The following is a 26434-nucleotide window of genomic DNA, read 5'->3' as shown; positions in this document are numbered from 1 at the left end:
AGTCACTTGGTTACTTTTAGATACATTTCGACACTTCCATTCATCCCCTTGCATACCTCTATAATAGTAACTCATCGAAAGGTGACCTTTATTCCATAAAGGGAATTTTCAGCAATTTACTACAACTAAAATGTTCACAAGGAAGATGTAATGTTCAAACAAAGTTTGCTAGCAGCAACCATTACTTTGGCTTTAATTGGGTGCGGCTCAGACTCCAATTCAGGATCAAGCGAGGAAACTATAACCTCATACCAATTTATTGATTCTGCTGTTGAAGGGTTATCATACACAACAAGCTCAGGGTTAAATGGAGTAACGGATTCAGAAGGGAATTTCAACGCCCTCCCGAACGATTCGGTCACCTTTTATATTGGTGGTCCTGATGGTGTAAAAGTAGGAGCAGCTTCAGTGCAAGAAGTAGTAACACCGTTTGAAGCAGCTGGTAAATACAACAGAGCGATAAACTTAGCGGTTCTACTCCAGTCTGTTAATAACCAATTTGGTAGTTCCGGAAGCGGCGTTTTAACTATCCCGGAAAAGCTACAAGACAGAGACGATCAGCAAGTTGCTGATGCGTTAGTCAACCTTAGACTCGACAATATCAGCAGTGTTGAGACTTTTTTAACTGAGATTGGCGTTGCTTCCACGAACATAGTGACTGACGCTGAAGCTATCGCACATATGTCTGATTCTTTTGGTGAAATGGTGCGTGGAGACGTTGATACCAACAACCCGTTCGCACAAGGTGGTCATAAACACGTACGCTATATCGATGTTACTCAGTATAAAATCGCTACAGACTTAGACCCACAAACATTTACCTACGTACATGCAGATAAAACCCTGCCAATCGAGCTCTTTGAAAAAACTCGTGGCATGACATCTATGGACTTCACTTTAGATTCAGAAAACGTAGTTATGCTTGCTGGCTCAAACGACACATCCCTTTCGGAAAGCAGAGCTGAAGATTATTTAAACTGCCTCGCGGCAGGCCATAACTTTGTTGATAAAAGCTGTGATGGAATCCCCGACGAAAATTATTCGATCATTAAAAATGGGACATTCGCTTACCAACTGCAAGACCCTGAAGGTGTTCAAGAAACCAACGAACCATTTCCTTGGGATGAGTTCAATTTTGGTCCATTCCAAGCAAGCACTATTAGTGAGTTAAATCACTTCAATGAACGAGTTAGAGACGATAAAGATGATGGAGATATCGACTCCGCATGGCAGCGTGAAGTTATCTCAGGAGCTTACGACCCGATTACTGGCATCTACACAGAGATTACTAACAAAACAGAGTTAAATGGAGATAGCTGTGATCTATCGCCATCAAGTTGCACCGATAGCCGAAACACTCAGTTAGTCGCATTCTATTATCCTGTAGATGAGGCTGGAGGTGAGCGCTACGTAAACTTTGAAGGTGAATGGGTTAACACTCAGATTTGCGCAGACAACTCCGTAGCGAAGGAAAGCTACTCTTTCTCAGAATCCAATGTCACCATCAGCGGTTCGGAATGTCAAAATGGAACCGCACAAGACAATACCCATGACGAACCATACACCTATGAAGATTTAGCTAACATCGATTATTGGTGGTTCAACCAAACAGGTCGACAATCTCAGGCAACCCTTACAGAGTTGAACACGGTCGTGCGCTTCTGTGATCAAGATGACTATGTTCAGGGTGACGTGTGCTCTGACAATAAAGAGTATTTCGTCAAATGGGAATACCAACCTGCTGGGACAGACTGGGATCAAGGCTTGTTAATCCGTACGAAGAAATCTAAGTCGGGTCAAGTTGTTGGTCGTAGCATAATGCAAAAAGTATCTAGCTAACTGTTTCAGAATTAGTCATATAAAAAAGCCTCGCATAACAGCGAGGCTTTTCATTGAACTAAGAATGAATTAACAACAGCTGTTTTTCTCAGCAGCAATCACAGAGATCTCAACAAGTAGCGCTTCGCGAGCCATGTCGCCAGTCACACATGCGCGAGCTGGAGCGTGACCTTCTGGAACCCATGCATCCCAAACTGCGTTCATTTCTTGGAAGTCTTTCATGTCTTTCAAGTAAATCGTTGCTGACAGCATGTGCTCTTTGTCGCTGCCTGCTTGATCAAGTAGGGCTTCGACTTTATCCAGCATCGTTTGTGTTTGCTCAGTGATGTCTTTGGTTGCATCAGCACACACTTGGCCACATAGGTAGATAGTACCGTTGTGTTTAACAATACGGCTCATACGTTGCTTGGTTTCTTGGCGCTCAATCATCGACTTTCTCTCTCGTGTCACCGTGATCCAATATCTTGTGACGTGTTATTATCAGGGCAACAAGCATAACGCGAATCAAACCCAAGATGACATGCATTCATTGCAATAAAAGTGAAAAAATCCGTAACAAACTCGGTCGCTGCCAGCGCTGTATGAATCAGCTGATGGTGTTGTCGATTTTAAGTTGGGGAGCATGGTGGTTGTTTTTCAAAGAAGACCCAAAAACCATCAATGCCATCGCGTTGATGATGGCCGCTTTTGCGTTCAGTGGCTTACTGTCGTTGCATTGGATAATGAAGTTTGTCGTGCTGCCTTTAAGGAACAAAAAGCGCTAACAGAGAGATTTTGCTAGATAAGTAATAAAGGCTAGATAAGCGATAAAGGCTAAATGCCAAATTAAATGACCCGACTTAGCAAGCCATCATCATTTCCCAAACAGCAGATAGAAAAAAGCCCCAGAACCAATCGATTCTAGGGCTTTCTTAGAAAATTCTAAGAAAAAGCAGTGGTACTTTAATAGACCGGACTTTTCTTAATTTGTTCCCAAAAAAGATCAATTTTTTGATCTTTTTTTTAGGGACTATAAAATCAATGCTTTATGCAACATTAACCTTAGCGATGATCTGCTCTACCAAGTTCACTTCCAAGGCCACTTCATCACACGCGTGTTGACGAGGACACTGGTCACAATCTTTCAGCACCTTCTCAGGCAGCAGAGATTTTGATGTCGGTAAGAAGTCATGCTTCATAAAGAACTCTGGAGTACGAGTCAGCACAAACACCTTCTTGATGGCCATTTGTCGCGCTTTCTCAACCAAGTGCTGCACAATTGCGGTACCCTGCCCTTGACCTTGCCAGCCAGCTTCGACACCCAGTGAACGGATTTCCGCTAGGCCAGAGTCATACACATAGAGTGATGCACAACCTGTCACCTCACCATGATGCTCTGCGACCGCAAACGAGCCAATATCACGCACCAGTTCATTACGAGAACGAGGTAGGTTTTCACCCATGTTCGCCCAGTAAGCGACCATACCTTCCAACGCTTCAATATCGGTCAGACGAGCAGGACGAACCTTGACGATGGACGTATCACGCTGTGATAAACGTTTCTCAGCTTGGTCAACCGCGTAAGCCACTTGCTGTGGAGATACACCGCCTAGCGCGCAACGTTTTTCAAGACACGATTCAATGGTCAGGATGTCATACACATCTTCCTCAATCACCTCAGAGAACTCTTTCATCTCTGCGATGGTTAATTCTTCTAATGCACAGCCTTTAGCAATCGCCGCCACTACCGTCACACCAACAATATGGTGAGCTTCACGGAAAGGAATCCCTTTCGCTACTAGGTAATCAGCCAATTCAGTTGAGTTCGCGTAGCCTTGTTTCGCGGCTTCAAGTGTACGTTCGCCGTTCACTTTAATGCCGTCAAAACAGAGTGCTGCCATTTCCATACAATCATTCCAAGTATCTAAAGCGTCGAACAGACCTTCTTTATCTTCTTGCATGTCTTTGTTGTACGCCAAAGGCAGAGCTTTTACTGTCATCATCATTGCCGCTAATGAACCGTAAACACGGCCAGTTTTGCCACGGATAAGCTCTAGCGCATCTGGGTTTTTCTTTTGTGGCATCAGAGATGAACCTGACGTCACGGTATCCGCTAACTCGATGAAGTTTGATTCACCTGAGTTGTAGAAAATCATATCTTCTGCAAGACGCGAAAGGTGAAGCATAGAGATAGAAGCAATCGACATTAGCTCCATCACATGGTCGCGGTCAGAAACTGAATCTAGAGAGTTGCGCGTTGCACGACGGAAACCTAAGTTGTGAGCTAACTCTTCACGGTCCATCGGGTAAGCTGTTCCAGCAAGGGCACCAGAACCCAGCGGACATGTGTCTAGACGCTTAATCGCATCATTCAAACGTGAATAATCACGCTCAAGCATTTCAACGTAAGCCAAGCACCAGTGAGCAAAAGTTACCGGCTGAGCACGTTGTAAGTGAGTGTAGCCAGGAAGCACGGTTTCTTGATGCTGAGAAGCAACGTTCACCATTTGGCTTTGTAGGCGATCCAATGCCAGTAGCAGTTGGTTACCTTGCTGACGACACCATAGTTTCAGGTCTGTCGCCACTTGGTCGTTACGAGAACGGCCAGTGTGAAGTTTTTTGCCCAAGTCACCGACTTTGCCGATAAGTTGCTGCTCAACCCAGCTGTGAATATCTTCTGCATCAGAACGTAGAATCTGTTCAGGATCTTCCATCACCTCAAGTTTTAGCTCATTCAGCGCTAACTCAAGCTTCTGTTGCTCTTCTTCTGTTAATACGTTGACCGACAGTAGAGCTTTAGACCAGGCAATTGAGCCCACAATGTCTTGCTCAGCCAATCGGTAATCAAAACGAAGAGAATCGTTAAAATCTTTGAACCGGGTGTCTGCTGCTTGGGTAAATCTACCGCCCCATAATGCCATTGTGTATCTCCTAATTGCACAGTGCTCACTGTTTTTGCAAATGATAATTCTGATTAAGATTCAGTATTTTTCTGATGGTTTAAACTTACGGCAATTCAAAATGAAAATAAAGTATTAATTCATTATTTTCACATATTTATTCACCAACAGTTCAATCCATTGATTATTTTTAGCGTGGAGCGCGAATTATATGCCATCCGATAGGAAAAACCGAAGCTGATTTATTAGGCAAATAGAAAGTAAAAAGCCCACTCACTAATCAATAGTGAATGGGCTTTGCATAATAATGTCTGTTTACTAACCTTCAATCTTTCATCAAAGGCTAGCTCACTAACTCATTGTTAGGATTACTTTTGGCTATTCAAAGCACGGATACGGCTTGATAGCGAGTAAAGGCGGATGAAGCCTTCAGCATGGCTTTGGTCGTAAACTTCATCTTCACCAAAGGTTGCAAACTCTTCTGAGTACAGGCTGTTGTCAGAACGCTTCTGAGTCACCGTTGCATGGCCTTTGTAAAGCTTGATAACCACTTCACCATTCACGTCTTGTGCTAGCTCTTCTGTCGCGGCAAGGATTGACTTACATAGTGGAGTGAACCAACGACCATCGTATACAAGGTGAGAAGCCTTAACACCGAGCTCTTCACGGAATTCGAATGCCGCTTTATCAAGAACCAGTTGCTCTACTGCACGCAGTGCTTCCATCATGATTGTGCCACCCGGAGTTTCGTAACAACCACGAGACTTCATGCCAACAAGACGGTTCTCTACGATATCGATACGACCAACACCGTGCTTAGCACCTTTCTCGTTTAGGTAAACCAGTGCGTTGTATGGCGTCATTGTTTCGCCATCAACCGCAACCACTTCGCCTTTTTCAACTTTAAGCGTCACTGTTTCAGATTCGTTTGGCGCTTGCTCAGGGTCTACAGTCCAAGCCCAGCAATCTTCGTTAGGTGCATTCCATGTGTTTTCTAGAACGCCGCCTTCTGTTGAGATGTGCCATGCGTTTGCATCACGCGAGTAAATCTTAGTAAGAGAAGCCGTACAAGGGATGTTACGCTCAGCCAGGTAATCTAGACACTCTTCACGACTCACTAGATCCCATTCACGCCATGGTGCAATTACGTGTAGATCAGGTGCTAGTGCAGCAAATGCGCCTTCAAAACGAACTTGGTCATTACCTTTACCAGTACAGCCGTGACACAGTGCGTCTGCACCTACTTTACGTGCGACTTCAACCTGTGCTTTCGCGATGATTGGACGCGCCATCGACGTACCTAGTAGGTATTTACCTTCGTAGTAAGCGCCCGTTTTCAGCGTTGGGTAGATGTAGTCAGCAACCATCTCTTCTTTAAGGTCTGCGATGTAACACTCAGATGCACCAGAAGCTTTTGCTTTCTCTTCGATACCAATCAACTCTTCGTCGCCTTGACCAACATCCGCAACAAACGCAACCACTTCACAGTCATAGTTCTCTTTCAACCATGGAATGATTACTGATGTGTCTAGACCGCCAGAGTAGGCTACTACAACTTTCTTTACGTTAACTTTGCTCATTTTCTTTCTCCTAGTTTCCATACTGCACATGGCGGTCAGCGTTGGAAATGACTTCATAATTATATGTTTATTTAATTTGTCTAAATTCTTTAAGTAGTGACTCGTTGTGAGACCTACTGAGGTAAAAACTGTGTTCCTATGCTTTTACCTGAAAACAGTTGTGTTAGCTTTTCTGGGTATCGCCAAGTGGCAACTTCGATTGGTCGTCCAAGGTCGTTAGCGGCTTCTAGTGCAGCTTGAACCTTAACGATCATGCCGTCGGTAATCACTTTGCCGGCAATAAGGTCATCGGCTTGCTGTTGATTAAGACTTGGAATGAGGTGGCCTTTGCCATCCAACACACCACTTACATCAGAAAGCAGTACCAGTTCAGCATCAAGTGCGCCCGCAACGGCAACCGCAGCTTGGTCGGCATTGACGTTCATCAGTTGACCTTGCTCAGTAAGACCAATTGAGCTAATGATTGGCAGTGCGCCCGCATTAAGAATCGCTTGCAGAACGGTTGAGTCGCCCGGCTCCGCTTTTCCTACCGCGCCCAGTTCAGGGTTCAGTTCGCTCACTTTGCATAAACCACCGTCTGCTAGGCTTAAACCAACGGCATTGATACCGTCTTTAATTGCCTGACCTTGAAGTAGTTTGTTGGCCGTGCCCGCTAGTGCACCAGCGATCACAGGGATCTGATCATAAGGAGTAACACGTAGCCCTTCTTTCTTAACGGTTTCTAGATTCAACTTATTCATCAAATCATCAACAAGGTAACCGCCACCGTGAACAATCACGATTGGTCGTTGTGCCTGTTGTTGGTAAGCAGAGATAGCACCAAATAACTTGCTAAGCGTTTCACCACAAGATAGCGCTGCGCCACCTAACTTTATGATTAATGGTTGATTATTAAGGCTCATATCTAGATTTCCTTACACTAACGCAGTTAATGGCGCAAAACCATAACGTAAATTTAAACACTGCATCGCTTGGCTAGATGCACCCTTTAATAAGTTATCAATCGCTGAAACAACGATGATGTGTTGACCTTGAACCTTCCAACCTAAGTCGCAGAAAGGCGTCTGCTCTACATCTTGAATTCTTGGCAATGTCTCTTCGAGTAATCTCACCGCAGGTTTACCTTGGTAAGCTTGCTCGAAGGCATCTTGTATCTGTTGTTCTGTCACGCCTTCAGCCAATTTCATGGTAATGGTTGCCAAAATGCCACGCTTAAAGTTGCCGAGGTGCGGGGTAAAAATCACATCACATCCTAAATGTGCAGCCATTTCAGGTTGATGACGGTGATTGAATACACCATAAGCTTGCAAGCTCACTTCGCAGAAGCTGTTGACCATCGTCGCCTTGCGGCCTGCACCAGTCACACCGCTGGTTGCGTTAATCACTGGCCATTGGTTTTCATCCAGTAACTTGGCTTCAACCAAAGGCTTAATCGCCAGTTGTGATGCGGTTGGGTAACAACCCGCGACAGCGACAAGCTGAGCTTCTTTAATTTCTTGTTCGTTCCATTCCGCTAAACCGTAAGCCGCTTTGTCTAGCCATTGTTCGTGTTGATGTTCAAAACCGTAAAACTCTTGATAGAAGTTTTCGCCTTTAACTCTGAATGCTCCCGATAGGTCGAAGACTTGGCAATCGTTCTCTAGAAAGATTGGCGCTAGGTCGTGACTAACCTCGTGTGCCGTTGCTAAGAAAATCACATCAGACTGTTTAGCTACTTCTTCCGGATTTGTTAAAGGTTGTACTGGCATATCAATCAAACCAGCTAACTTACCGTGCAGTGCCGCTATAGGTTTACCTGCGTCTACACTATTGGCTGAGACATATAAACCTGATAGCGTGAGCTCAGGGTGTCTGTTTATCATTAGAGCCAGTTCTGCTCCTGTGTAGCCGCTTGCGCCAATGATCGTGGTTTTCAACATCTCAACACATCCATTTCTGAGGTAAGTTACATTTCAAATTTGACTATTCATACTTAATTTTTAGCTTTATTTGATTTCTTATGCATTAAATATGATTTAATATGTGTTTTACCGACTTATGGTTTTCCTGTCAATAGTAGAAGTGAAGTTATTATGCAATTACCGAGTTTTCTTGAGGTCTACAAAGGCCTAATTTCCACAGACTCTATTAGCTCGACCGATCCAAGCTGGGATCATGGCAACGAGAAAGTGATCGAAAAAATGGCTCAATGGTTTAAAGACGTAGGCTTTAGCGTTGAAGTCGTGGAAGTCGAACCCGGCAAGCATAATATGGTCGCTAAGATGGGATCGGGCGAAGGTGGCATGCTACTCGCAGGACACAGCGACACAGTGCCATTTGATGAAGGACGTTGGAACTTCGACCCTCACGCACTAACAGAACACAACAATCGCTTCTATGGATTAGGCACAGCCGATATGAAAGGCTTTTTCGCTTTCGTTTATGAAGCGGCAAAGAAGATGGATTGGAGCAAACAGACCAAGCCGCTATATGTATTGGCAACCTGTGACGAAGAGACCACCATGCTGGGTGCGCGTCATTTCACTGAAAATGCACCGTTTAAACCGGATTACTGCATTATTGGTGAGCCAACCAGCCTTGTGCCGATTCGTGGCCATAAAGGCCATGTTGCTAACGCTGTGCGAGTAACGGGTAAATCAGGTCACTCTTCTGATCCTGCATTAGGTGTCAACGCCATCGAGATCATGCATGAAGTGTTGTTCGCTTTAATGCAACTGCGTGACAAGCTAGTCAAAGAGTATCACCACCCGGGTTTCGCAATTCCAAGCCCCACTCTAAACCTTGGCCATATTCACGGTGGCGACAGCGCGAACCGTATCTGTGGTTGCTGTGAGCTGCACTACGATGTACGTCCTTTACCGGGTATCAGCTTAGATGGTTTGGATAACATGCTGCGCAGCGCACTCAAAGAAGTAGAAGCAAAATGGCCGGGCAGAATTGAGATTACGCCACTGCACGAACCTATCCCGGGTTACGAGTGCCAACATGACCATCCATTTATCGGTGGCATGGAATCAGTTTGCGAAACTGAATCACAAACCGTGAACTACTGTACAGAAGCACCTTTCCTTCAAGAACTTTGCCCAACCTTAGTGCTGGGTCCAGGCTCAATCGACCAAGCTCACCAACCAGATGAGTTCCTAAGCTTCGATTTTATCGATCCAACGATTGATGTTCTGAGTAAGTCGATCCGCAAATATTGTTTCTAGTTATTACTTTTCTTCCAATATTTTCGTATAAAAGCTACCCGAAAAGGTGGCTTTTATTCTGTTATCCCAGACACAGCCTGATCTTGTAATTAAATTTCACTTTAATTCCGAACTATTGGGAAATTTACTTCTCCCGCATTTCGAAAACTAATAATTGCAAACTTAGAATGCTTTATTTGACTAGATACAGCACTTTTCGCTAGATTGTGTACTTAACAAGGAACAATGGATGTAATTTTTTTACGAGGCAGGATGACAATGAACGAGAAATACGCCGCTCTCAAGAGTAACGTAAGCATGCTGGGACGCTTGCTAGGTAACACAATCCAAGATGCACATGGTGACGTTATCTTAGAGAAAGTGGAGACTATCCGTAAACTTTCCAAATCCGCCCGCGCAGGCAACAAAGCTGACCGTGACAGCCTAGTTGAAGAAATCAAAAACCTGCCGAACGAACAACTCACTCCTGTTGCTCGTGCATTTAACCAATTTCTCAACCTCACCAACATGGCAGAGCAGTACCACACCATCTCTCGCCACTGTGAGGAGCATGTTTGTGAACCAGACGTGCTGCAATCTCTATTTTCCAAATTAAACCAGAATGACATCAGCAAGCTAGACGCGGCTCAAGCCGTTCGCGACCTGAACATTGAACTCGTTCTGACTGCACACCCAACAGAAATCACTCGTCGCACCATGATCAACAAGCTAGTTAAGATCAACGAGTGTCTGTCTAAATTAGAATTAAGCGACCTATCACACAAAGAGCGCGTGAAAACCGAACGCCGCCTAGAGCAACTGATCGCTCAAGGTTGGCACTCAGATGTGATTCGTCAACAACGCCCAACGCCACTTGATGAAGCTAAGTGGGGCTTTGCGGTTGTAGAAAACTCTCTATGGGAAGCTGTACCAGATTTCCTACGTGAAATGGACGGCCGACTAAAAGGCTACCTTGGTGAAGGTCTACCAATTGATGCGCGCCCGGTACACTTCTCATCTTGGATGGGCGGTGATCGCGATGGTAACCCATTCGTAACGCACACCATCACCAAAGAAGTACTGCGCCTATCTCGCTGGAAAGCCGCTGACCTTTACCTAGGTGACGTAAACGAGCTGATTACCGAACTATCGATGACTAAGTGTAATGATGCCGTTCGTGAACTAGCGGGTGATGAGCATGAAGCTTACCGAGCAATCCTAAAGAGCCTACGTACTCTGCTGAACAACACGTTAGAAGTGCTCGATGCAAAACTGCATGATGCTGAAGTACCGAAGAAAGAAACACTACAGAACATCGACCAACTTTGGACACCGCTTTACGCGTGTTACCAATCGCTGCACGAATGTGGCATGGGCGTAATCGCAGACGGTTCTCTACTTGATACCTTGCGCCGCCTAAAAGCATTCGGTGTACACCTAGTGCGTCTCGATGTTCGTCAAGAAAGTACACGTCACTCAGATGTGCTGTCTGAACTGACTCGCTACCTAGGCATTGGCGACTACGACCAGTGGAGCGAGCAAGACAAGATTGCTTTCTTAACCAATGAATTAAGCTCTAAGCGCCCACTACTTCCTCGTGATTGGGAGCCATCTGAACAGGTTAAAGAGGTTTTAGACACCTGTAAGGTCATCGCTGCTCAACCTCGTGAAGCCTTCGGCGCTTACGTGATTTCTATGGCTCGTACTGCATCGGATGTACTGGCTGTTCACTTGCTGCTGCAAGAGTGTGGTTGCCCGTATCGCATGGACGTGTGTCCACTGTTCGAAACGCTAGACGACTTGAACAACTCAGAAGCAGTGATGAAACAGCTAATGAGCATCGACTTGTACCGTGGCTTTATCCAAAACCACCAAATGGTGATGATTGGATACTCTGACTCAGCAAAAGATGCCGGCGTTATGTCTGCAGGTTGGGCTCAATACGATGCAATGGACAAGCTGGTTAAGGTTTGTGATGAAGAAGGCATTGAACTGACTCTATTCCACGGTCGTGGCGGTACAGTTGGTCGTGGTGGCGCTCCGGCGCACGCTGCTCTTCTTTCTCAGCCACCTAAGAGCTTGAAAGGCGGTTTACGTGTAACAGAGCAAGGCGAAATGATCCGCTTTAAACTTGGCTTACCAGACGTTGCTGTAAACAGCTTCAACCTTTACGCAAGCGCGATTCTAGAGGCGAACCTTCTGCCGCCACCTGAGCCAAAACAAGAGTGGCGCGACCTAATGGAAGTGCTATCTCAAGTATCTTGTGAGGCTTACCGCAACGTGGTTCGTGGCGAAGAGAAATTCGTACCTTACTTCCGTCAAGCGACACCTGAACTGGAGCTAGGTAAACTGCCTCTTGGCTCTCGCCCTGCGAAACGTAACCCGAACGGCGGCGTAGAAAGCCTACGTGCGATTCCATGGATCTTCTCTTGGAGCCAAAACCGTTTGGTACTGCCTGCATGGTTAGGCGCTGGTGAAGCGATTCAGTACTCTGTAGATCAAGGCCATCAAGCCCTGCTCGAAGAGATGTGTCGCGAGTGGCCGTTCTTCTCTACCCGTCTCGGTATGTTGGAAATGGTGTACTCGAAGTGCAACATGGAAATCGCTAAGTACTACGACCAACGCCTTGTTGACGAAGAGCTATTACCATTAGGTGAGTTACTGCGTGAACAGCTGCAAAAAGACATCAAAGCCGTGCTAAATGTTGAGAACAACGAGAACCTAATGCAGAGCGACCCTTGGGGACTTGAGTCAATCCGCCTACGTAACATCTACGTTGAGCCACTAAACATGCTTCAAGCTGAACTGCTTTACCGTACTCGTAAGTGTGAAACACCACCAGCAGAGCTTGAAGAAGCGCTAATGGTGACGATTGCAGGCATTGCAGCAGGCATGCGAAACACTGGTTAATTAGTGATTCCTACCATTTAACAGACAAAAGGTCGCCTAGTGCGACCTTTTTATTTCACAAAATAAGCAATAGTGAGTTTTTTGTCAGTTTTTTGGGTTATTTTGTCCATGTATTCTACTTTATGCTTATTATTTAGATATACTACTGCTCCGCTGCGGAAACACTCCAAAAAATAATCTGCAGCATCTTGACCAATAAACTGGTCAACCTAGGTGATAAACGGCTTTGTAAGGTGACATAACCAACCGATGAGTTGGTGCTACTTAGACATAACCAATATAACGTGCCATTAGAAGCACACTTGTTGTTTAAGTATTTGTTTACTGTTTACCATTTGGATTTCAGACATGTCATTACCACACGTAATTCTAACCGTTTTAAGTACACGCGATGCTACTGGTTACGATATCACAAAAGAATTCTCCGCAAGCATTGGTTACTTCTGGAAAGCTAGCCATCAACAAGTTTACCGCGAGCTAAATAAAATGGCTCAGAACGACCAGGTAACTTGCGTGCTTGAGCCTCAAGAAGGCAAACCTGATCGTAAAGTTTACTCTATCACTGATGCTGGCCGTGGCGCGCTAGGTGAATGGTTTGAACAACCAACTGCACACCCAACCGTTCGTGACGAGTTCTCAGCTAAGCTAATGGCTTGTGCTGTACAACCTTCTGACGCTTACCGTGTACAACTTGCTGAGCTAGTAGAAGAGTCTCGCAAACTGGTTTCTCACTACCGTGAAATCGAAGCAGCTTACTACGCAACGCCATCGACACTAGACAAGCAAGCACGCCTTGAGCGTCTAACACTTCGTCGTAACCTACTTATCCGTGAAGCATGGATTGTATGGGCTGAAGAAGTACTGCTTGAACTTGGCGCTCTAGCTTAAGTTAAGCTAGAAAAGAAAAGCAAAAGGCTTGAACTCTATGAGTCCAAGCCTTTTTTGTATCTATAGGATTTGAAATGTTACTGCCAGAGGCTTTTTACAAGTGCTTAGGCTTTACTTCTTAGACTTTTCTTACAGCGCAGCGACTTGCGGACGAACACCTAGCGTATGGCAAAGTGCATAAGTCATTTCTGCACGGTTTAGCGTGTAGAAGTGGAAATCTTTCACACCTTCACGGCTCAGTGTACGAACCATATCAATTGCTTGGCTAGCACCAACAAGCTGACGAGTCGTTGGATCATCATCCAAACCTTCAAACTGCTTCGCCATCCAGCCCGGTACTTTTACGTTGTTCATCGCAGCAAAGCGAGATGCTTGCTTGAAGTTAGAAACCGGCAGAATGCCCGGTACAATCTCAACATCAACGCCAGCCGCTACACAGCGGTCACGAAAGCGTAGGTAGCTCTCTACATCAAAGAAGAACTGAGTGATGGCACGGTTGGCACCCGCATCCACTTTACGCTTTAGGTTAATAAGATCAGATTGAGCGCTTTTTGCTTCAGGGTGAACCTCAGGGAATGCCGCTACTGAGATATCAAAATCGTGGCGAGATTTAAGTAGCTCGACTAGGTCAGATGCGTACATCTCTGGCGCGCCGCCGCCTGCTGGAATATCACCACGTAGCGCAACAATACTCTCGATACCATTTGCCCAGTAATCGTCGGCAATTTGAATCAGCTCTTCACGGCTTGCATCAATACACGTTAGGTGCGGTGCAGCCACTAGGCCGGTTTGGTTTTTAATTTCTTTAATGATTGAGTGGGTACGGTCACGTTCACCCGAGTTTGCACCGTAAGTTACCGATACAAATTTTGGTTGAAGTGTTTTAAGGCGGTGAACAGAGTTCCACAGGGTCTCTTCCATCTTCTCACTGCTCGGTGGAAAAAACTCAAATGACACATTGATGTTGTCAGAAAGCTCAGCGATATTCTGATTTAAAGCGTCGATATGACTAGCGTGTGTGTATCCCATCTTACTCTCCCTGTGGCAAAAGCAACCACTAAAAACTCAAATCCTTAAACGACGTTTAGACGTCTATATGTCTGTAGAATGTATTGAATACGATTTAATGTCAACAGATCCATTATGAATTTTTCTCAAGTAGATCGTGAGTAAAACTCAAGTCGTTAGATGGGTCGCAAAGCAGAAATAATGTAGAAAAAAGGCTGAAAAACACATCGTGCTTTCAGCCTTATTTATCTTAGTGAATAGTATGCCATTTACGTACTAAAACAATTGATCTGAGTTTCAAACCAACCGATATGAGTATCAGAACAGACTAGACATTCTGTTTAGATCAGATTGAATTGCACCTGCCGTTACTTCACGACCGGCACCTGGGCCACGAATAACCAATGGATTATCTTTGTACCATTTGCTCTCAATCGCAAAGATGTTGTCGCAAGGCAACAAGTTCGCCAGAGCATGTTCTTTAGACAGTGCTTCAACGCCTACGGTTGCCTTACCGTTCTTCTCCAAACGCGCTACGTAACGCAGAACTTTCTGTTGAGAGTGCGCTTTCTCTAAACGCTCAGCCAGCTCTTCGCTCAGTACAGAAGCTTTGTCGAAGAAGTCATCCACAGATAGATCTTGCAGCTCTGCAGGTACGAGCGATTCCACTTTTACGTTTTCAGGTTCGATATCCAAACCAGATTCACGCGCCAGAATCACCAGCTTACGCATCACGTCTGAGCCATCTAGGTCAGCACGAGGGTCAGGTTCCGTAAGGCCTTGTTGCCATGCTAAGTCAACCAACTCGCTGAACGGCACGGTGCCATCAAACTGTTGGAACAACCAAGACAACGTGCCCGAGAAAATGCCAGACAACGCAATGATGTCATCGCCACTTTCACGTAGGTCACGTACCGTGTGGTTAATCGGCAATCCAGCACCCACTGTCGCGTTGTACAACCAATGACGGCTGATCTTAGCGAAAGCATCTTGTACTTGATGGTAATACTCGCTCGATGCAGAACCTGCCACCTTGTTCGCCGAGATTAGGTGAATACCTTGTTGTGCGATTTGCAGATACTTTGCTGCAAGCACTGGGCTCGCAGTCACATCCAGAACCACTGCTTCGTCATAACCTTGAATAGAGCCCAAACGCTCTAACCAGTCGTTACCATTGTTAGCAATAGCTTCGTCGTCAAAGCGCTTACCTACCGAAGTCGCATCAATGCCTTGATCGTCGAACCAATAGGTTTGGCTATCAACCACGGCAACCAATTCAAAGTTCATTCCACGGCGCTTTTCAAGTTCCGCTTTTTGCTCAGCAAACAGGCTTAACCAGCTTGAACCAATATTGCCCTTACCACACAAGGCAATCGCAACACGCTTCTGCGCTTGGAACAGTTGAGAATGAATGCCTTTCACTAGACTTGATGTTTCACTCTTACGAATCACAGCCACCAAGCTTAAGCCTGAGTTCGCTTCTGAGATGAACTCAACCGGCGAGCTCTTAAGCTGCTGGTAGAAACCGTAGCAATGATTAGGGTTCTTAGTCACACCCGCACCCACTGCAGCAATCAGAGAGAAACCTTCTTTTAGCTTAATCTCAGCTTCAATCGCATGGTCTTGGAGATATTCTAATGCACCACCAGCGATCTCTTCTGTGTAGGCAAGACGCAAACAGTGTTGATCCGGTTCAAGCTCATAAGCAAGCGGCTCAAGTTGAGCACGCTTAAGCCCTTCAAGCACTTCACTCTCTAGACGGTCGAAATCATGGCCGTGACCAAAGGTCAGTTGCACGATAAGCACTTCATCCAAAGAGGTAATGATTTTTGCGCCACGACCCGATGCCAGTACACGCTCGATCTGTGTAGAGCCCGCCTCCGGCTGATAGCTGCAGCGTAAGCTGAGATCCATAGCACTTTGCGCGACTGGCTGTAGTGTGCGGCTATGAAGCACAGGTGCGGCAAGACGAGCGAGTTCACTTGCTTCATCAAGACGAAGTAGAGGCAGTAAACACGCATCCGACACCAAGCGAGGGTCAGCGCTGTAAACACCCGCCACATCACTCCAAATCGTCACGCGTTCAACTTCAGCCAAAGCACCGATCACGGTTGCTGAGTAATCCGAACCGTTACGGCCGAGTAGAACCGTTTCACCCTCGCAGTTCTGAGCCATAAAGCCCGTAATCACCACGCGGCAATGGGCATGCTGCGCCAGAGCTTCTTTAATCAGAGGGTAAGAACGTGCGCGGTCGACTTCGGGCTGAGCGCCTACTTCTGCACGTAAAAAAGCACGCGCATCTTGAGCAACCGCTTGTAAGTCATGCTGGCACAACAAAGCAGCGAGTAGACGTGAAGACCAAACCTCACCGTGTCCAAGCACTTTTGCTTTTTGTGCTTCGCTCAAGGGAGCCGTTAGCTCACCCAAAGCGGTAAATTCTTGTTGAATGGTTGAAGTAAGTTGTGCGGCTGATTCACCCTCAAGCAGTGCTTCAATCAGATCGAGTTGGAACTGACGAAGTGCTTGTAGGCATTCATGGGCAATACGACCATCTTTGTCGAGCGCTTCAACAAATTCAATCAAACGGTTGGTTGTTTTGCCTGCTGCCGATACCACCACCAAATCAGATGCTGATGAGTATTCTCTAAGAATGTTGACCACGCGTTGGTAACATTCAGGATTCGCTAAACTGCTGCCACCAAATTTATGTAGCTGGCGAAAGGTTGCCATTATTAACCCTCCCCTTCAGCGATAAAGCGCTGTGTTCTTTCAAACGCTTGCTTGAGGTCATCGATTAGGTCTTCTGCATCTTCAAGGCCAACAGATAGACGCAGTAGTTGCTGAGAAACACCCGCTTCTGCTAAGGCTTCTTCACCCATCGCGCGGTGAGTCATCGACGCAGGGTGACAAATCAGGCTTTCAACACCGCCCAATGATTCTGCCAAAGAAAACAGCTCTAACTTATCAACAAAGTATTTAAGCGCCTCGAATGAGCCCGCAAACTCAAAACTGAGCATGGAACCAAAGCCCGATTGCTGTTTCTTCGCGATATCATGACCCGGATGTTCAGGAAGGCTTGGGTGGTAAATAGTGCCAACAAGATCTTGTTGCTGCAGAGACGCTAGAATTTCACGTGAGCTTTCTTCGTGAACTCGCATACGCGCACCTAGCGTACGAATACCACGTAAAGTCATGTAGCTATCAAATGGTGTGCCGGTCGCACCAATACAGTTGCCCCACCATGCTAACTCTTCAGCGTGTTCTTCTGTCTTAGTGACCACAACGCCACCAATAACATCTGAGTGTCCATTGATGTACTTAGTGGTTGAGTGGATAACAAAATCAGCACCCAGCTCTAAAGGCTTTTGGAACACAGGTGTCAAAAACGTGTTGTCGACAGCAACCAGAGCACCAACCTCTTTCGCTTTACGGCAAGTTTCTGCAATATCAACCACGCGAACCAGTGGATTCGATGGGGTTTCAATTAAGATCAACTTTGGCTTAAGCGCGAGCGCCGCATCCAGCGCTGCTTGATCCGATTGATCAACGAACAGAACTTTGAAGTCACCTTTTAGCGAGCGAGTGTTAAACAGACGGTAAGTACCGCCGTAGCAATCGTGCGGTGCAATAATAAGATCATCGCCGCCTAAGAAAGCCGAAACCCATAAGTTAAGCGCCGAAGTACCACAGTTAGTCACAACCGCGCCTTTGCCTGATTCAAGCTCAAACAGTGCCGTCTCTAATAAACCGCGGTTTGGGTTACCAGAACGGGTGTAATCGTACTTTGGCACTTCACCAAAAGCGGGAAACCCATAGTTAGTCGAAAGATAAATGGGTGGGACAACGGCATGGTGTTGCGTGTCTGACTCGATACCAGTACGTACTGCGATTGTTGCTGGCTTCCGGCTGCTCATAGGTGCTTCCTTACAAGTTTTGCGTCTGAGAATCACAGCGGCTTGTCGGCATTTTGCGGCTGTGTTAGATATATGTTATTCACTTTACTTTCATAAACGTGAGACGTCAACACTTCTAGACGTCTATATGTCTTTGCTTATGGCAGTAAATCCCGCTAAAATCACCACTATTAATTTATTCTAACAACTAAAGTGATGAAGGTACGCAATGGCCGACTGGAATGGTGAATACATAAGCCCATATGCTGAGCATGGAAAGAAAAGCGAACAAGTAAAGAAAATTACAGTTTCTATCCCTCTAAAAGTGTTAAAGGTTCTTACTGACGAGCGTACTCGCCGCCAGATTAATAACCTACGCCATGCAACAAACAGTGAGCTACTGTGCGAAGCCTTTCTACATGCGTACACAGGCCAACCACTACCAACGGATGAAGACCTTCGTAAAGACCGCCCAGACGATATTCCTGCTGAAGTGAAAAAGCTGATGACAGAGATGGGTATCGAGTTCGAAGCGTTTGACGAAGAATAAAAACAACTCAGTCACTGCCTTCATTATTGATTCGCTCTAGCTGAACCTTATTTATCACATCGCGCATAGCTTTTTATGATTGCGCTGTGAATGATAGACATAAAAAAACCGACTCCAGATGAGTCGGTTTTTTATTATTCTTTTTGGCTCAATAGAGCAACAGCTATTAAGCCATATAGTTAGCAGGCATCTCGATACGAGCTACGCCAGATTCAACAGCCGCTTCCGCAACTGCTCGTGCTACGCGAGGAAGTAGACGTGGGTCCATTGGCTTAGGAATGATGTAACCCTTACCGAACTCCAGTGCAGTCTCGCCCGCAGCTGCTAGTACTTCAGCTGGAACTTCTTCTTTCGCCAGTTCACGAATCGCTTTAACCGCCGCTAGCTTCATTTCGTCATTAATTTCGCTCGCACGCACGTCTAGTGCACCACGGAAAATGAATGGGAAACAAAGTACGTTGTTTACTTGGTTAGGGTAATCACTGCGGCCTGTACCCATGATTAGGTCAGAACGAACTTCGTGTGCAAGCTCAGGCTTGATCTCTGGATCTGGGTTTGAACATGCAAACACAACAGGCTTATCAGCCATCAGCGTTAGTGCTTCAGCAGGCAGTAGATTCGGCCCCGATACACCCAAGAACAGGTCAGCGCCTTCGATAACATCTTCAAGCGTACGCTTATCAGTGTTATTTGCGAACAGCTCTTTGTATTCGTTTAGGTCATCACGACGAGTATGGATCACACCTTTACGGTCAAGCATGTAGATTTTTTCACGCTGAGCGCCACACTTAATCAGTAGTTCCATACAAGCAACCGCCGCTGCGCCAGCACCTAAACAAACGATCTTACACTCTTCAAGTTTCTTACCTTGAAGCTCGATCGCATTCAGCATACCCGCTGCCGTTACAATCGCAGTACCGTGTTGGTCATCGTGGAATACCGGAACATCACAACGTTCAATCAGGCGACGTTCAATCTCAAAACAGTCTGGTGCTTTGATGTCTTCCAGGTTAATGCCGCCGAATGTATCTGCGATATTCGCAACTGTATCAACGAACTCATCGATTGTGCGGTGTTTTACTTCAATATCGATAGAATCTAAACCAGCAAAACGCTTAAACAGGAGCGCTTTGCCTTCCATAACAGGTTTAGAAGCAATAGGGCCAAGGTTACCTAGGCCAAGAATCGCTGTACCGTTAGAGATAACTGCAACCATGTTGCCTTTACCTGTGTACTTATAAACGTTATCAACGTTCTGTGCGATCTCGCGAACAGGCTCAGCCACGCCTGGGCTGTATGCAAGTGCTAGGTCTTCTGCAGAGTTTGCAGGCTTCGTCAGTTCTACGGCAATTTTGCCTGGAATTGGGAACTCATGGTAATCAAGAGCTTGCTGACGGAATTGTTCTTGAGGCGATAACGATTTTTCAGATGATAACGCTTGAGAGGATTGAGCTTGGCTGCTGTCTTCAGACATAGGTGTAGGTTCCTAGGATATTATTATTTGGGGGATCTTGTTCATGTTAATGGATGTACTTCAAAGTTCCTAGGTGGTTGAAGCCTCTGTCTCATTAAAAAACGAGATTTCACTACTAATAAGACCAGTGAGCAGTTGAAATTACTATCGCTTGTTGAAGTTTCGTGCTGAATTTTGGTGAAGAGAGATACGCAAGGAATTGCCCTGAAATAGAATAGAGAGGCAACTTATCGTTGGGTGAGAGTGATGCTTGAATAGAAGTCAGTGCTTTCTCAAATTACAGGCAACAAAAAAGGACACCGAAGTGTCCTTTTTCATGTCTAAATAGCGAGAATTACTTCTTGCTAGAAAGAGCACCGAAACGCTTGTTGAAGCGATCAACACGGCCGCCAGTATCTACGATACGTTGCTTACCAGTGTAGAACGGGTGACATTTGTCACATACGTCTAGGTGGATTGATTCTTTTGCTAGCGTTGAGTTGAACTCAAATGTGTTGCCGCAAGAACAAGTTGCAGTAACTGCTTTGTATTCTGGGTGGATTCCAGCTTTCATGGGATAACCTCAAGTAGGCCGTGTCGCTATACGATTCTAAGCCGCACACCACACGTAGTTTAAAAAAAGAAATAAAGACACCGCATCGACACAAAAGAGTGATGAAGCCATACCTTTAAGGCGCAGTATAGTAATGAATCTATAAAGCAGGATCAACCGATTTGATACATTTTTCACCAATTCTCTCTTTATTTCCTTTATCGGCCTGAGATTTCGGGCTGTCGTTGTCGGTATACGCTAACTCGCCACCTTCATCCAAACTGCTTCTCGAATTTAACCGCCTTATCCTTTAGACTGTTCGCTCTCGTCAACTCAGATAAAGCCGTCCCTTTATGCGTCCAATGATTGCCCGCGTGGCACTGCCTGTTCCACTCGACAAGCAGTTCGATTACAAGATTCCAAACCACCTATTTCCGATTATTGGTGGACGAGTCTCTGTGCCTTTTGGACGACAAACCTTAACCGGCATTGTCACGGCTCTGGTTAACGAATCTGAATTCGAGCTAGACAAGCTCAAACCGATTAAAGCCTTGTTAGATAATCAGCCTGTTTGGCCGGAATCTGTCTATTCACTGTTAACTTGGTGCAGTCAGTTCTACCAGTACCCACTTGGCGAAACCTTTGCCAATGCCCTACCCAGCGCTTTACGCAAAGGCAAAGCTGCAGACTTCGCAACTTTGGTTGAATGGCAGTTAACGCCATCAGGCAAAGACCAACTGATGCAAGGTTTTGGTCGCGCGGTCAAGCAAGCCAAAGTGATGCACATGCTTGAACACGGCCCGGTTCCTCATCAAGAGTTCATTGATGAAGAAGTTGGCAGCGCCGTACTCAAAACGCTAGAAGAGAAAGGCTGGATTGAATCGGTAGAGAAAAAGCCGAAGCGTCAGGCGTGGCCAGTTGATCTTGAAAACGACCAAGACAAACCTAAGCTCAATGCTGAACAAGCCATCGCGATTGCGACCGTAAATAGCCAAACCGACTTTGGTTGTTTCCTGTTAGAAGGCGTCACTGGCTCAGGTAAGACCGAGGTTTACCTGAATATGATTAAGCCGATTCTCGATCAAGGTAAACAAGCGTTAGTACTCGTGCCTGAGATTGGCCTCACCCCTCAAACAATTAACCGCTTTAAACGACGCTTTAATGTGCCTGTTGAGGTTATCCACTCAGGTTTAAACGATTCTGAGCGACTGAATGCTTGGTTATCGGCGCGTGATAAAATAGCGGGCATCGTGATTGGTACCCGTTCGGCTCTGTTCACGCCGTTTGCGGATCTGGGCATTATCATTGTCGATGAAGAACACGACGCCTCTTATAAACAACAAGATAGCCTGCGCTACCACGCTCGAGATGTGGCGATCATGCGTGCTCATAAAGCACAGATTCCAATAGTGTTAGGCTCGGCGACTCCGGCCTTTGAAACACTGCACAACGCTCAGATTGGTAAATACAGTTATCTCACCCTTACTTCACGTGCGGGTGTCGCACTGCCGACCACCAATAAGGTGTTGGATGTTAAAGGTGAATATCTAGAAAGTGGCCTGTCTGCGTCGTTAATTGCAGAGATGCAAAGACACCTCAAAGCAGGCAACCAAGTGATGCTGTTCCTCAATCGCCGAGGGTTTTCTCCGGCATTGATGTGTCACGATTGTGGTTGGACAGCCGAGTGTAAACGTTGTGATGCTTACTACACCTATCACCAATACAGTAATGAGATGCGCTGCCACCACTGTGGTTCTCAGCAGCATATCGTGCACAACTGCCAAGGTTGTGGGTCTGTGAACTTGGTGACAGTGGGTGTCGGGACCGAGCAGTTAGAAGCTCAACTTGGTCAACTATTCCCGGAATACAAAACCATTCGTATTGACCGCGACAGCACCCGCCGTAAAGGCAGCTTAGAAAGCGCGCTCGAGTCGATTCGTAAGGGTGAATTCCAAATTCTTATCGGCACGCAGATGCTTGCTAAGGGTCACCATTTCCCTGACGTGACACTTGTGGCGTTATTGGATGTGGATGGCTCTTTATATAGTAGTGACTTCCGTGCCTCTGAACGTCTTGCCCAGCTATTCATCCAAGTAGCGGGACGCGCAGGACGAGCAAGCAAACCCGGTGAAGTGATCTTACAGACTCACCACCCAGAACATGGGTTGTTGCAAGCCTTGCTACACAAAGACTATAACCACTTTGCTCAGACGGCGCTGGCAGAACGTAAGCAGGCAATGTTACCGCCCTATACCTTTATGACGCTGTTTAGAGCAGAAGCCAATGACACTCGCTTGGTGGAAGAGTTCTTGCGTCAGGTTCGTCACACATTGGAATCGCACCCGCTGTTTGACCAATATTGCATGGTGTTAGGGCCAACCCCGGCTCCGTTAGCAAAACGAGCGGGCAAATCGCGCTGGCAGTTAATCTTACAAACTCAGACGCGCTCGTTAATGCAGAAGCTATTGATGAGTGCCAAGCCGGCCATCAATATGTTACCTGCTGCGAAAAAAGTTCGCTGGTCACTCGATATTGAGCCGCAAGATTTGAGTTAAACCCACTTGGGTTAAAACTAATGATAAGTTTGTTCAAAAATATTTCATATTTCTCGTGAGCAACTTCACACTAGTCATGTGATTTTTGTTAATCTAGCCGTAACTTTACACGGATTAAACGAATAAAATATTGCAATAAAAAAAGTGTTAGCAACACTTTCATAATATCTATTCGATTACATTTATTATTCACGCCTTAGATGCTTAGGCGGCAAAGGAACTTAAAAGAGGGTTTAATTTATGGCGACAATGAAGGATGTTGCCCAGCTAGCAGGCGTCTCAACAGCCACGGTATCACGTGCATTGATGAACCCTGAGAAAGTCTCAGTTTCGACTCGCAAACGAGTGGAAACAGCAGTACTTGAAGCTGGATACTCACCCAATACATTAGCTAGAAACTTACGTCGCAACGAATCAAAAACCATCATCACTATTGTTCCTGATATCTGTGACCCTTATTTCGCCGAGATCATTCGTGGTATCGAAGATGCCGCAGTAGAAAATGATTACCTTGTTCTACTGGGTGATAGCGGCCAGCAAAAGAAGCGCGAGTCTTCGTTTGTTAACTTAGTTTTCACCAAACAAGCCGACGGCATGTTGCTGCTGGGTACTGACCATCCGTTTGATGTCAGCAAACCTGAACAAAAGAATTTACCGCCGATGGTAATGGCGTGTGAGTTTGCCCCTGAGCTTGAACTGCCTACGGTACACATCGATAACCTGACCTCTGCCTTTGAAGCGGTGAACTACCTAGCTCAGTTAGGTCATAAGCGTATTGCTCAAATTTCAGGACCAGTATCGGCAACACTGTGTAAGTTCCGCCAACAAGGCTACCAGCAAGCGCTGCGTCGCGCCGGAGTCTCAATGAATCCAGCCTATAGCACGGTCGGTGACTTCACCTTTGAAGCGGGCGCTCAAGCGGTTCGTCAATTACTGGCACTTCCTGAACAACCTACAGCTATCTTCTGTCACAACGATGCGATGGCGATTGGTGCGATTCAAGAAACGAAGAAGCTGGGCTTGCGCGTTCCTCAAGACCTATCGATTGTCGGCTTCGATGACATCCAATTCGCTCAATACTGCGATCCACCGCTAACCACCATTTCTCAGCCTCGTTATGAGATTGGACGCCAAGCGATGTTGATGATGCTTGATCTATTAAAAGGCAACGATGTGCAAGCAGGTTCACGTCTGCTTGAAGCTAAATTAGTGGTTCGAGGCAGTACAGCGCCACCTCGAATATAACCCTTAGAAATACCCTTATAAATCTGCGGCACATTTTGATGTGCCGCTTCCATTTCTGCACTATTATCCTCGCGCAATCTGGATTACCATGAGGGCAGAATCAGCAACTATTGAATTGTCTTGTGGCTAATAGAGATTATGTAAAGCGCGGTCGTGGCACGAAAAAACCGACCAAAAAACAAGCCCCTCGCCGTAAACCTTGGCGCAGTGGTCTTTTGGCGATCCTCCTTGCCGGTGGTTTTGGTTACGGACTTTACCTATTGAGTAATGATCCTGAGCCGCCTGCACCAACGCCTGTGGCAACCAAACCAAAACCTAAGCCAAAACCAGCGAAAGTGATTCCGCCGCCTCCTGAAGAGAAGTGGGACTACGTTGAAACGCTGCCAAGCCGCGAGATTGAAGTAAAAGCCAAAGAGCAACAGATCTCTAAGATCCCTTACATCATGCAGTGTGGCGCTTACAAAACCTCGTCGCAGGCAGAAGCACGTAAGTTGGATATTGCCTTCCAAGGTATCTCAAGTGAGATCCGCAAGAAAGATGGCAGTAGCTGGTACCGTGTGGTTTTAGGGCCATACAAGTTGAAGCGTGACGCAGAACGCGATCGCCATAAGCTGCAACGAGCGAAAATTGAACCTTGCGCTATTTGGAAAGACGAGTCTTAATCAACTCAATATATAATAGGGGGAAGAGGATTCCCCCTATTGCTGTTTGAAAGCGTTCAATAGTTCATCGCACAAGCAATACCAGTATGTTAATCAAAAGAGTGCGTTTTAACGAAACTGAGGTACTTGTTCGTAGTACTCAAGCCCAAAGTCAGTCAGGTAGACCTGCTCCTTATTTATCTCGATGTAACCAAAAAAATCCAAGTGCGCTAAAACGTTAGGAAATGGACGTTTAAGAAAAACGTTGACCGAGTTTTTTAGATGTTCTGTTGAACACTCGCCCGCCTCCTGATACATCAGATGATGCAGTATAGACAGCTCATCCAGATCCATATCTCTATTAAAAAAACTGATATTGTCACTATTCATCACACTACTCCTTATGCAGTGAATACCACTGATTAGTGAACATCATTCCTTATAAATCAAACAAAAAGTGTTAACCATTTCACGTTAGAAATTTGTTTTATCTTTTTTTATATTTATTACAAACTATTAACCCACCAACCCTTGCCACACATAGGCTCAACAGGTAATGGATGTTTGAAACAACTGGTAACATTTAGTTTTTTTGATATAGCATACCATTAAATGTGGCACTTGAATTCATGATAGTGGAGCCACATATAAGTAGTAACCATAAATAATAATCAAAAGAGGTCGACTCGTGACTACCATTGTATCTGTACGTCGTAATAATAAAGTCGTCATCGCGGGTGATGGACAAGTATCTCTGGGCAATACAGTAATGAAGGGCAACGCCCGTAAAGTACGTCGCCTATACAACAACAAAGTACTGGCCGGTTTTGCTGGCGGTACGGCTGATGCTTTCACGCTATTCGAAAAATTTGAAAGCAAGCTGCAAATGCACCAAGGCCATCTCACCAAAGCGGCAGTTGAGCTAGCGAAGGATTGGCGTAGCGACCGTGCTCTACGTAAGTTAGAAGCACTGTTAGCAGTAGCGGATGAGACCGCTTCACTGATCATCACAGGTAACGGTGACGTAGTTCAACCTGAGAACGACCTGATTGCGATCGGTTCGGGCGGAAACTTCGCTCAAGCAGCCGCTACTGCACTATTAGAAAATACTGATTTAGATGCGCGTGAAATCGCAGAAAAGTCGCTGAACATTGCAGGCGACATCTGTGTCTTCACCAACCATCACCACACTATTGAAGAACTAGAAAGCACCGTTGAGCTGCCAAAGCCAGAGTAACGACCGCTTCCATCA

At 45.9% G+C, this 26434-nt stretch carries 21 protein-coding genes; 10 read left to right on the top strand and 11 right to left on the bottom strand.

Features of this window, described 5'->3' with window-relative positions:
- Window positions 1-150: 150 nt before the first annotated feature.
- Window positions 151-1839, top strand: a complete 1689-nt coding sequence (locus tag A136_RS00460; protein WP_017063690.1) for a hypothetical protein — start codon at window positions 151-153, stop codon at window positions 1837-1839.
- A gap of 69 nt (window positions 1840-1908) precedes the next feature.
- On the opposite strand, the gene A136_RS00455 is transcribed toward A136_RS00460, so the two are convergent.
- Complete coding sequence (locus tag A136_RS00455) at window positions 1909-2268, bottom strand: RidA family protein (RefSeq protein ID WP_017063689.1); 360 nt, start codon at window positions 2266-2268, stop codon at window positions 1909-1911.
- 86 nt (window positions 2269-2354) lie between these two features.
- Between A136_RS00455 and A136_RS00450 the strand changes: the two genes are divergently transcribed.
- Entirely contained in the window at window positions 2355-2603 is a 249-nt protein-coding gene (locus A136_RS00450; protein WP_029235154.1) for a DUF3624 domain-containing protein, read from the top strand.
- Between the two features lie 261 nt (window positions 2604-2864).
- Here the strand turns inward: A136_RS00450 and argH are convergent, their stop codons facing one another.
- The 4 genes from argH to argC all read right to left on the bottom strand — a co-directional run bounded on the left by argH (window position 2865) and on the right by argC (window position 8217).
- Window positions 2865-4739, bottom strand: a complete 1875-nt coding sequence (gene argH, locus A136_RS00445; protein WP_017063687.1) for an argininosuccinate lyase — start codon at window positions 4737-4739, stop codon at window positions 2865-2867.
- 347 nt (window positions 4740-5086) lie between these two features.
- A complete protein-coding gene (locus tag A136_RS00440) occupies window positions 5087-6298 on the bottom strand; it encodes an argininosuccinate synthase (protein ID WP_017061137.1) in 1212 nt (403 codons plus the stop codon).
- Between the two features lie 113 nt (window positions 6299-6411).
- Window positions 6412-7200, bottom strand: coding sequence for an acetylglutamate kinase (argB, locus tag A136_RS00435; RefSeq protein ID WP_017063686.1), 789 nt, complete (start codon window positions 7198-7200; stop codon window positions 6412-6414).
- Between the two features lie 12 nt (window positions 7201-7212).
- Window positions 7213-8217: an N-acetyl-gamma-glutamyl-phosphate reductase gene (gene argC / locus A136_RS00430; protein ID WP_017063685.1), complete on the bottom strand. Its 1005-nt coding sequence runs from the start codon at window positions 8215-8217 to the stop codon at window positions 7213-7215.
- A gap of 153 nt (window positions 8218-8370) precedes the next feature.
- On the opposite strand from argC, the gene argE reads away from it, so the two are divergent.
- The 3 genes from argE (at window position 8371) to A136_RS00415 (ending at window position 13284) form a co-directional block, all read left to right on the top strand.
- On the top strand, window positions 8371-9507 hold the full coding sequence (gene argE, locus A136_RS00425; protein ID WP_017063684.1) for an acetylornithine deacetylase: 1137 nt from the start codon (window positions 8371-8373) through the stop codon (window positions 9505-9507).
- Between the two features lie 252 nt (window positions 9508-9759).
- On the top strand, window positions 9760-12396 hold the full coding sequence (gene ppc, locus A136_RS00420; protein ID WP_017063683.1) for a phosphoenolpyruvate carboxylase: 2637 nt from the start codon (window positions 9760-9762) through the stop codon (window positions 12394-12396).
- A 348-nt stretch (window positions 12397-12744) separates the two neighbouring features.
- A complete protein-coding gene (locus A136_RS00415; protein WP_017061141.1) occupies window positions 12745-13284 on the top strand; it encodes a PadR family transcriptional regulator in 540 nt (179 codons plus the stop codon).
- A 129-nt stretch (window positions 13285-13413) separates the two neighbouring features.
- Here A136_RS00415 and metF read toward each other — a convergent pair whose 3' ends face one another.
- The 3 genes from metF to A136_RS00400 form a co-directional block, all read right to left on the bottom strand.
- Window positions 13414-14313, bottom strand: coding sequence for a methylenetetrahydrofolate reductase (gene metF, locus A136_RS00410; RefSeq protein ID WP_004729683.1), 900 nt, complete (start codon window positions 14311-14313; stop codon window positions 13414-13416).
- 297 nt (window positions 14314-14610) lie between these two features.
- Window positions 14611-17022, bottom strand: a complete 2412-nt coding sequence (locus A136_RS00405; protein ID WP_017063682.1) for a bifunctional aspartate kinase/homoserine dehydrogenase II — start codon at window positions 17020-17022, stop codon at window positions 14611-14613.
- 2 nt (window positions 17023-17024) lie between these two features.
- Window positions 17025-18206, bottom strand: coding sequence for an O-succinylhomoserine (thiol)-lyase (locus tag A136_RS00400; RefSeq protein ID WP_017063681.1), 1182 nt, complete (start codon window positions 18204-18206; stop codon window positions 17025-17027).
- Window positions 18207-18414: 208 nt separating this feature from the next.
- Between A136_RS00400 and metJ the strand changes: the two genes are divergently transcribed.
- Window positions 18415-18735, top strand: coding sequence for a met regulon transcriptional regulator MetJ (gene metJ / locus A136_RS00395; protein WP_004415993.1), 321 nt, complete (start codon window positions 18415-18417; stop codon window positions 18733-18735).
- Between the two features lie 166 nt (window positions 18736-18901).
- Here metJ and A136_RS00390 read toward each other — a convergent pair whose 3' ends face one another.
- Together A136_RS00390 and rpmE are read right to left on the bottom strand one after the other, a co-directional pair.
- Window positions 18902-20209, bottom strand: a complete 1308-nt coding sequence (locus tag A136_RS00390) for a malic enzyme-like NAD(P)-binding protein (protein ID WP_017063680.1) — start codon at window positions 20207-20209, stop codon at window positions 18902-18904.
- Between the two features lie 334 nt (window positions 20210-20543).
- Window positions 20544-20762, bottom strand: a complete 219-nt coding sequence (rpmE, locus tag A136_RS00385; protein WP_004737142.1) for a 50S ribosomal protein L31 — start codon at window positions 20760-20762, stop codon at window positions 20544-20546.
- 332 nt (window positions 20763-21094) lie between these two features.
- On the opposite strand from rpmE, the gene priA reads away from it, so the two are divergent.
- From priA to A136_RS00370, 3 genes are all read left to right on the top strand, one after another.
- Window positions 21095-23296: a primosomal protein N' gene (gene priA / locus A136_RS00380; RefSeq protein ID WP_017063678.1), complete on the top strand. Its 2202-nt coding sequence runs from the start codon at window positions 21095-21097 to the stop codon at window positions 23294-23296.
- A gap of 240 nt (window positions 23297-23536) precedes the next feature.
- Window positions 23537-24541, top strand: coding sequence for a DNA-binding transcriptional regulator CytR (gene cytR, locus A136_RS00375; protein ID WP_017061147.1), 1005 nt, complete (start codon window positions 23537-23539; stop codon window positions 24539-24541).
- Between the two features lie 122 nt (window positions 24542-24663).
- Window positions 24664-25203 carry an SPOR domain-containing protein gene (locus tag A136_RS00370; protein WP_017063677.1) on the top strand — a complete coding sequence of 180 codons (540 nt, stop codon included), beginning with the start codon at window positions 24664-24666 and terminating at the stop codon, window positions 25201-25203.
- A 108-nt stretch (window positions 25204-25311) separates the two neighbouring features.
- On the opposite strand, the gene A136_RS00365 is transcribed toward A136_RS00370, so the two are convergent.
- Window positions 25312-25572 carry a hypothetical protein gene (locus A136_RS00365; protein WP_017061149.1) on the bottom strand — a complete coding sequence of 87 codons (261 nt, stop codon included), beginning with the start codon at window positions 25570-25572 and terminating at the stop codon, window positions 25312-25314.
- A gap of 298 nt (window positions 25573-25870) precedes the next feature.
- Between A136_RS00365 and hslV the strand changes: the two genes are divergently transcribed.
- Entirely contained in the window at window positions 25871-26419 is a 549-nt protein-coding gene (gene hslV, locus A136_RS00360; RefSeq protein ID WP_004729692.1) for an ATP-dependent protease subunit HslV, read from the top strand.
- Window positions 26420-26434: the final 15 nt, after the last annotated feature.

Source organism: Vibrio crassostreae 9ZC13 (assembly GCF_000272045.2).
Classification (GTDB): domain Bacteria; phylum Pseudomonadota; class Gammaproteobacteria; order Enterobacterales; family Vibrionaceae; genus Vibrio; species Vibrio crassostreae_C.
The sequence above is the reverse complement of the archived record's forward strand: the minus strand, read 5'-3'. Positions and strand labels throughout refer to the sequence as shown.

What these genes read in the sequence shown, in the direction of transcription:
- ppc (WP_017063683.1), top strand. Translation starts at nt 9,760, where the DNA reads ATGACAATGAACGAGAAATACGCCGCTCTCAAGAGTAACGTAAGCATG.
- metJ (WP_004415993.1), top strand. Translation starts at nt 18,415, where the DNA reads ATGGCCGACTGGAATGGTGAATACATAAGCCCATATGCTGAGCATGGA.
- priA (WP_017063678.1), top strand. Translation starts at nt 21,095, where the DNA reads ATGCGTCCAATGATTGCCCGCGTGGCACTGCCTGTTCCACTCGACAAG.
- A136_RS00450 (WP_029235154.1), top strand. Translation starts at nt 2,355, where the DNA reads ATGACATGCATTCATTGCAATAAAAGTGAAAAAATCCGTAACAAACTC.
- metF (WP_004729683.1), bottom strand. Translation starts at nt 14,313, where the DNA reads ATGGGATACACACACGCTAGTCATATCGACGCTTTAAATCAGAATATC.
- A136_RS00440 (WP_017061137.1), bottom strand. Translation starts at nt 6,298, where the DNA reads ATGAGCAAAGTTAACGTAAAGAAAGTTGTAGTAGCCTACTCTGGCGGT.
- argE (WP_017063684.1), top strand. Translation starts at nt 8,371, where the DNA reads ATGCAATTACCGAGTTTTCTTGAGGTCTACAAAGGCCTAATTTCCACA.
- cytR (WP_017061147.1), top strand. Translation starts at nt 23,537, where the DNA reads ATGGCGACAATGAAGGATGTTGCCCAGCTAGCAGGCGTCTCAACAGCC.
- argC (WP_017063685.1), bottom strand. Translation starts at nt 8,217, where the DNA reads ATGTTGAAAACCACGATCATTGGCGCAAGCGGCTACACAGGAGCAGAA.
- A136_RS00455 (WP_017063689.1), bottom strand. Translation starts at nt 2,268, where the DNA reads ATGATTGAGCGCCAAGAAACCAAGCAACGTATGAGCCGTATTGTTAAA.
- argB (WP_017063686.1), bottom strand. Translation starts at nt 7,200, where the DNA reads ATGAGCCTTAATAATCAACCATTAATCATAAAGTTAGGTGGCGCAGCG.
- argH (WP_017063687.1), bottom strand. Translation starts at nt 4,739, where the DNA reads ATGGCATTATGGGGCGGTAGATTTACCCAAGCAGCAGACACCCGGTTC.
- A136_RS00460 (WP_017063690.1), top strand. Translation starts at nt 151, where the DNA reads ATGTTCAAACAAAGTTTGCTAGCAGCAACCATTACTTTGGCTTTAATT.
- A136_RS00405 (WP_017063682.1), bottom strand. Translation starts at nt 17,022, where the DNA reads ATGGCAACCTTTCGCCAGCTACATAAATTTGGTGGCAGCAGTTTAGCG.
- A136_RS00415 (WP_017061141.1), top strand. Translation starts at nt 12,745, where the DNA reads ATGTCATTACCACACGTAATTCTAACCGTTTTAAGTACACGCGATGCT.
- rpmE (WP_004737142.1), bottom strand. Translation starts at nt 20,762, where the DNA reads ATGAAAGCTGGAATCCACCCAGAATACAAAGCAGTTACTGCAACTTGT.
- A136_RS00365 (WP_017061149.1), bottom strand. Translation starts at nt 25,572, where the DNA reads ATGAATAGTGACAATATCAGTTTTTTTAATAGAGATATGGATCTGGAT.
- A136_RS00390 (WP_017063680.1), bottom strand. Translation starts at nt 20,209, where the DNA reads ATGTCTGAAGACAGCAGCCAAGCTCAATCCTCTCAAGCGTTATCATCT.
- A136_RS00400 (WP_017063681.1), bottom strand. Translation starts at nt 18,206, where the DNA reads ATGAGCAGCCGGAAGCCAGCAACAATCGCAGTACGTACTGGTATCGAG.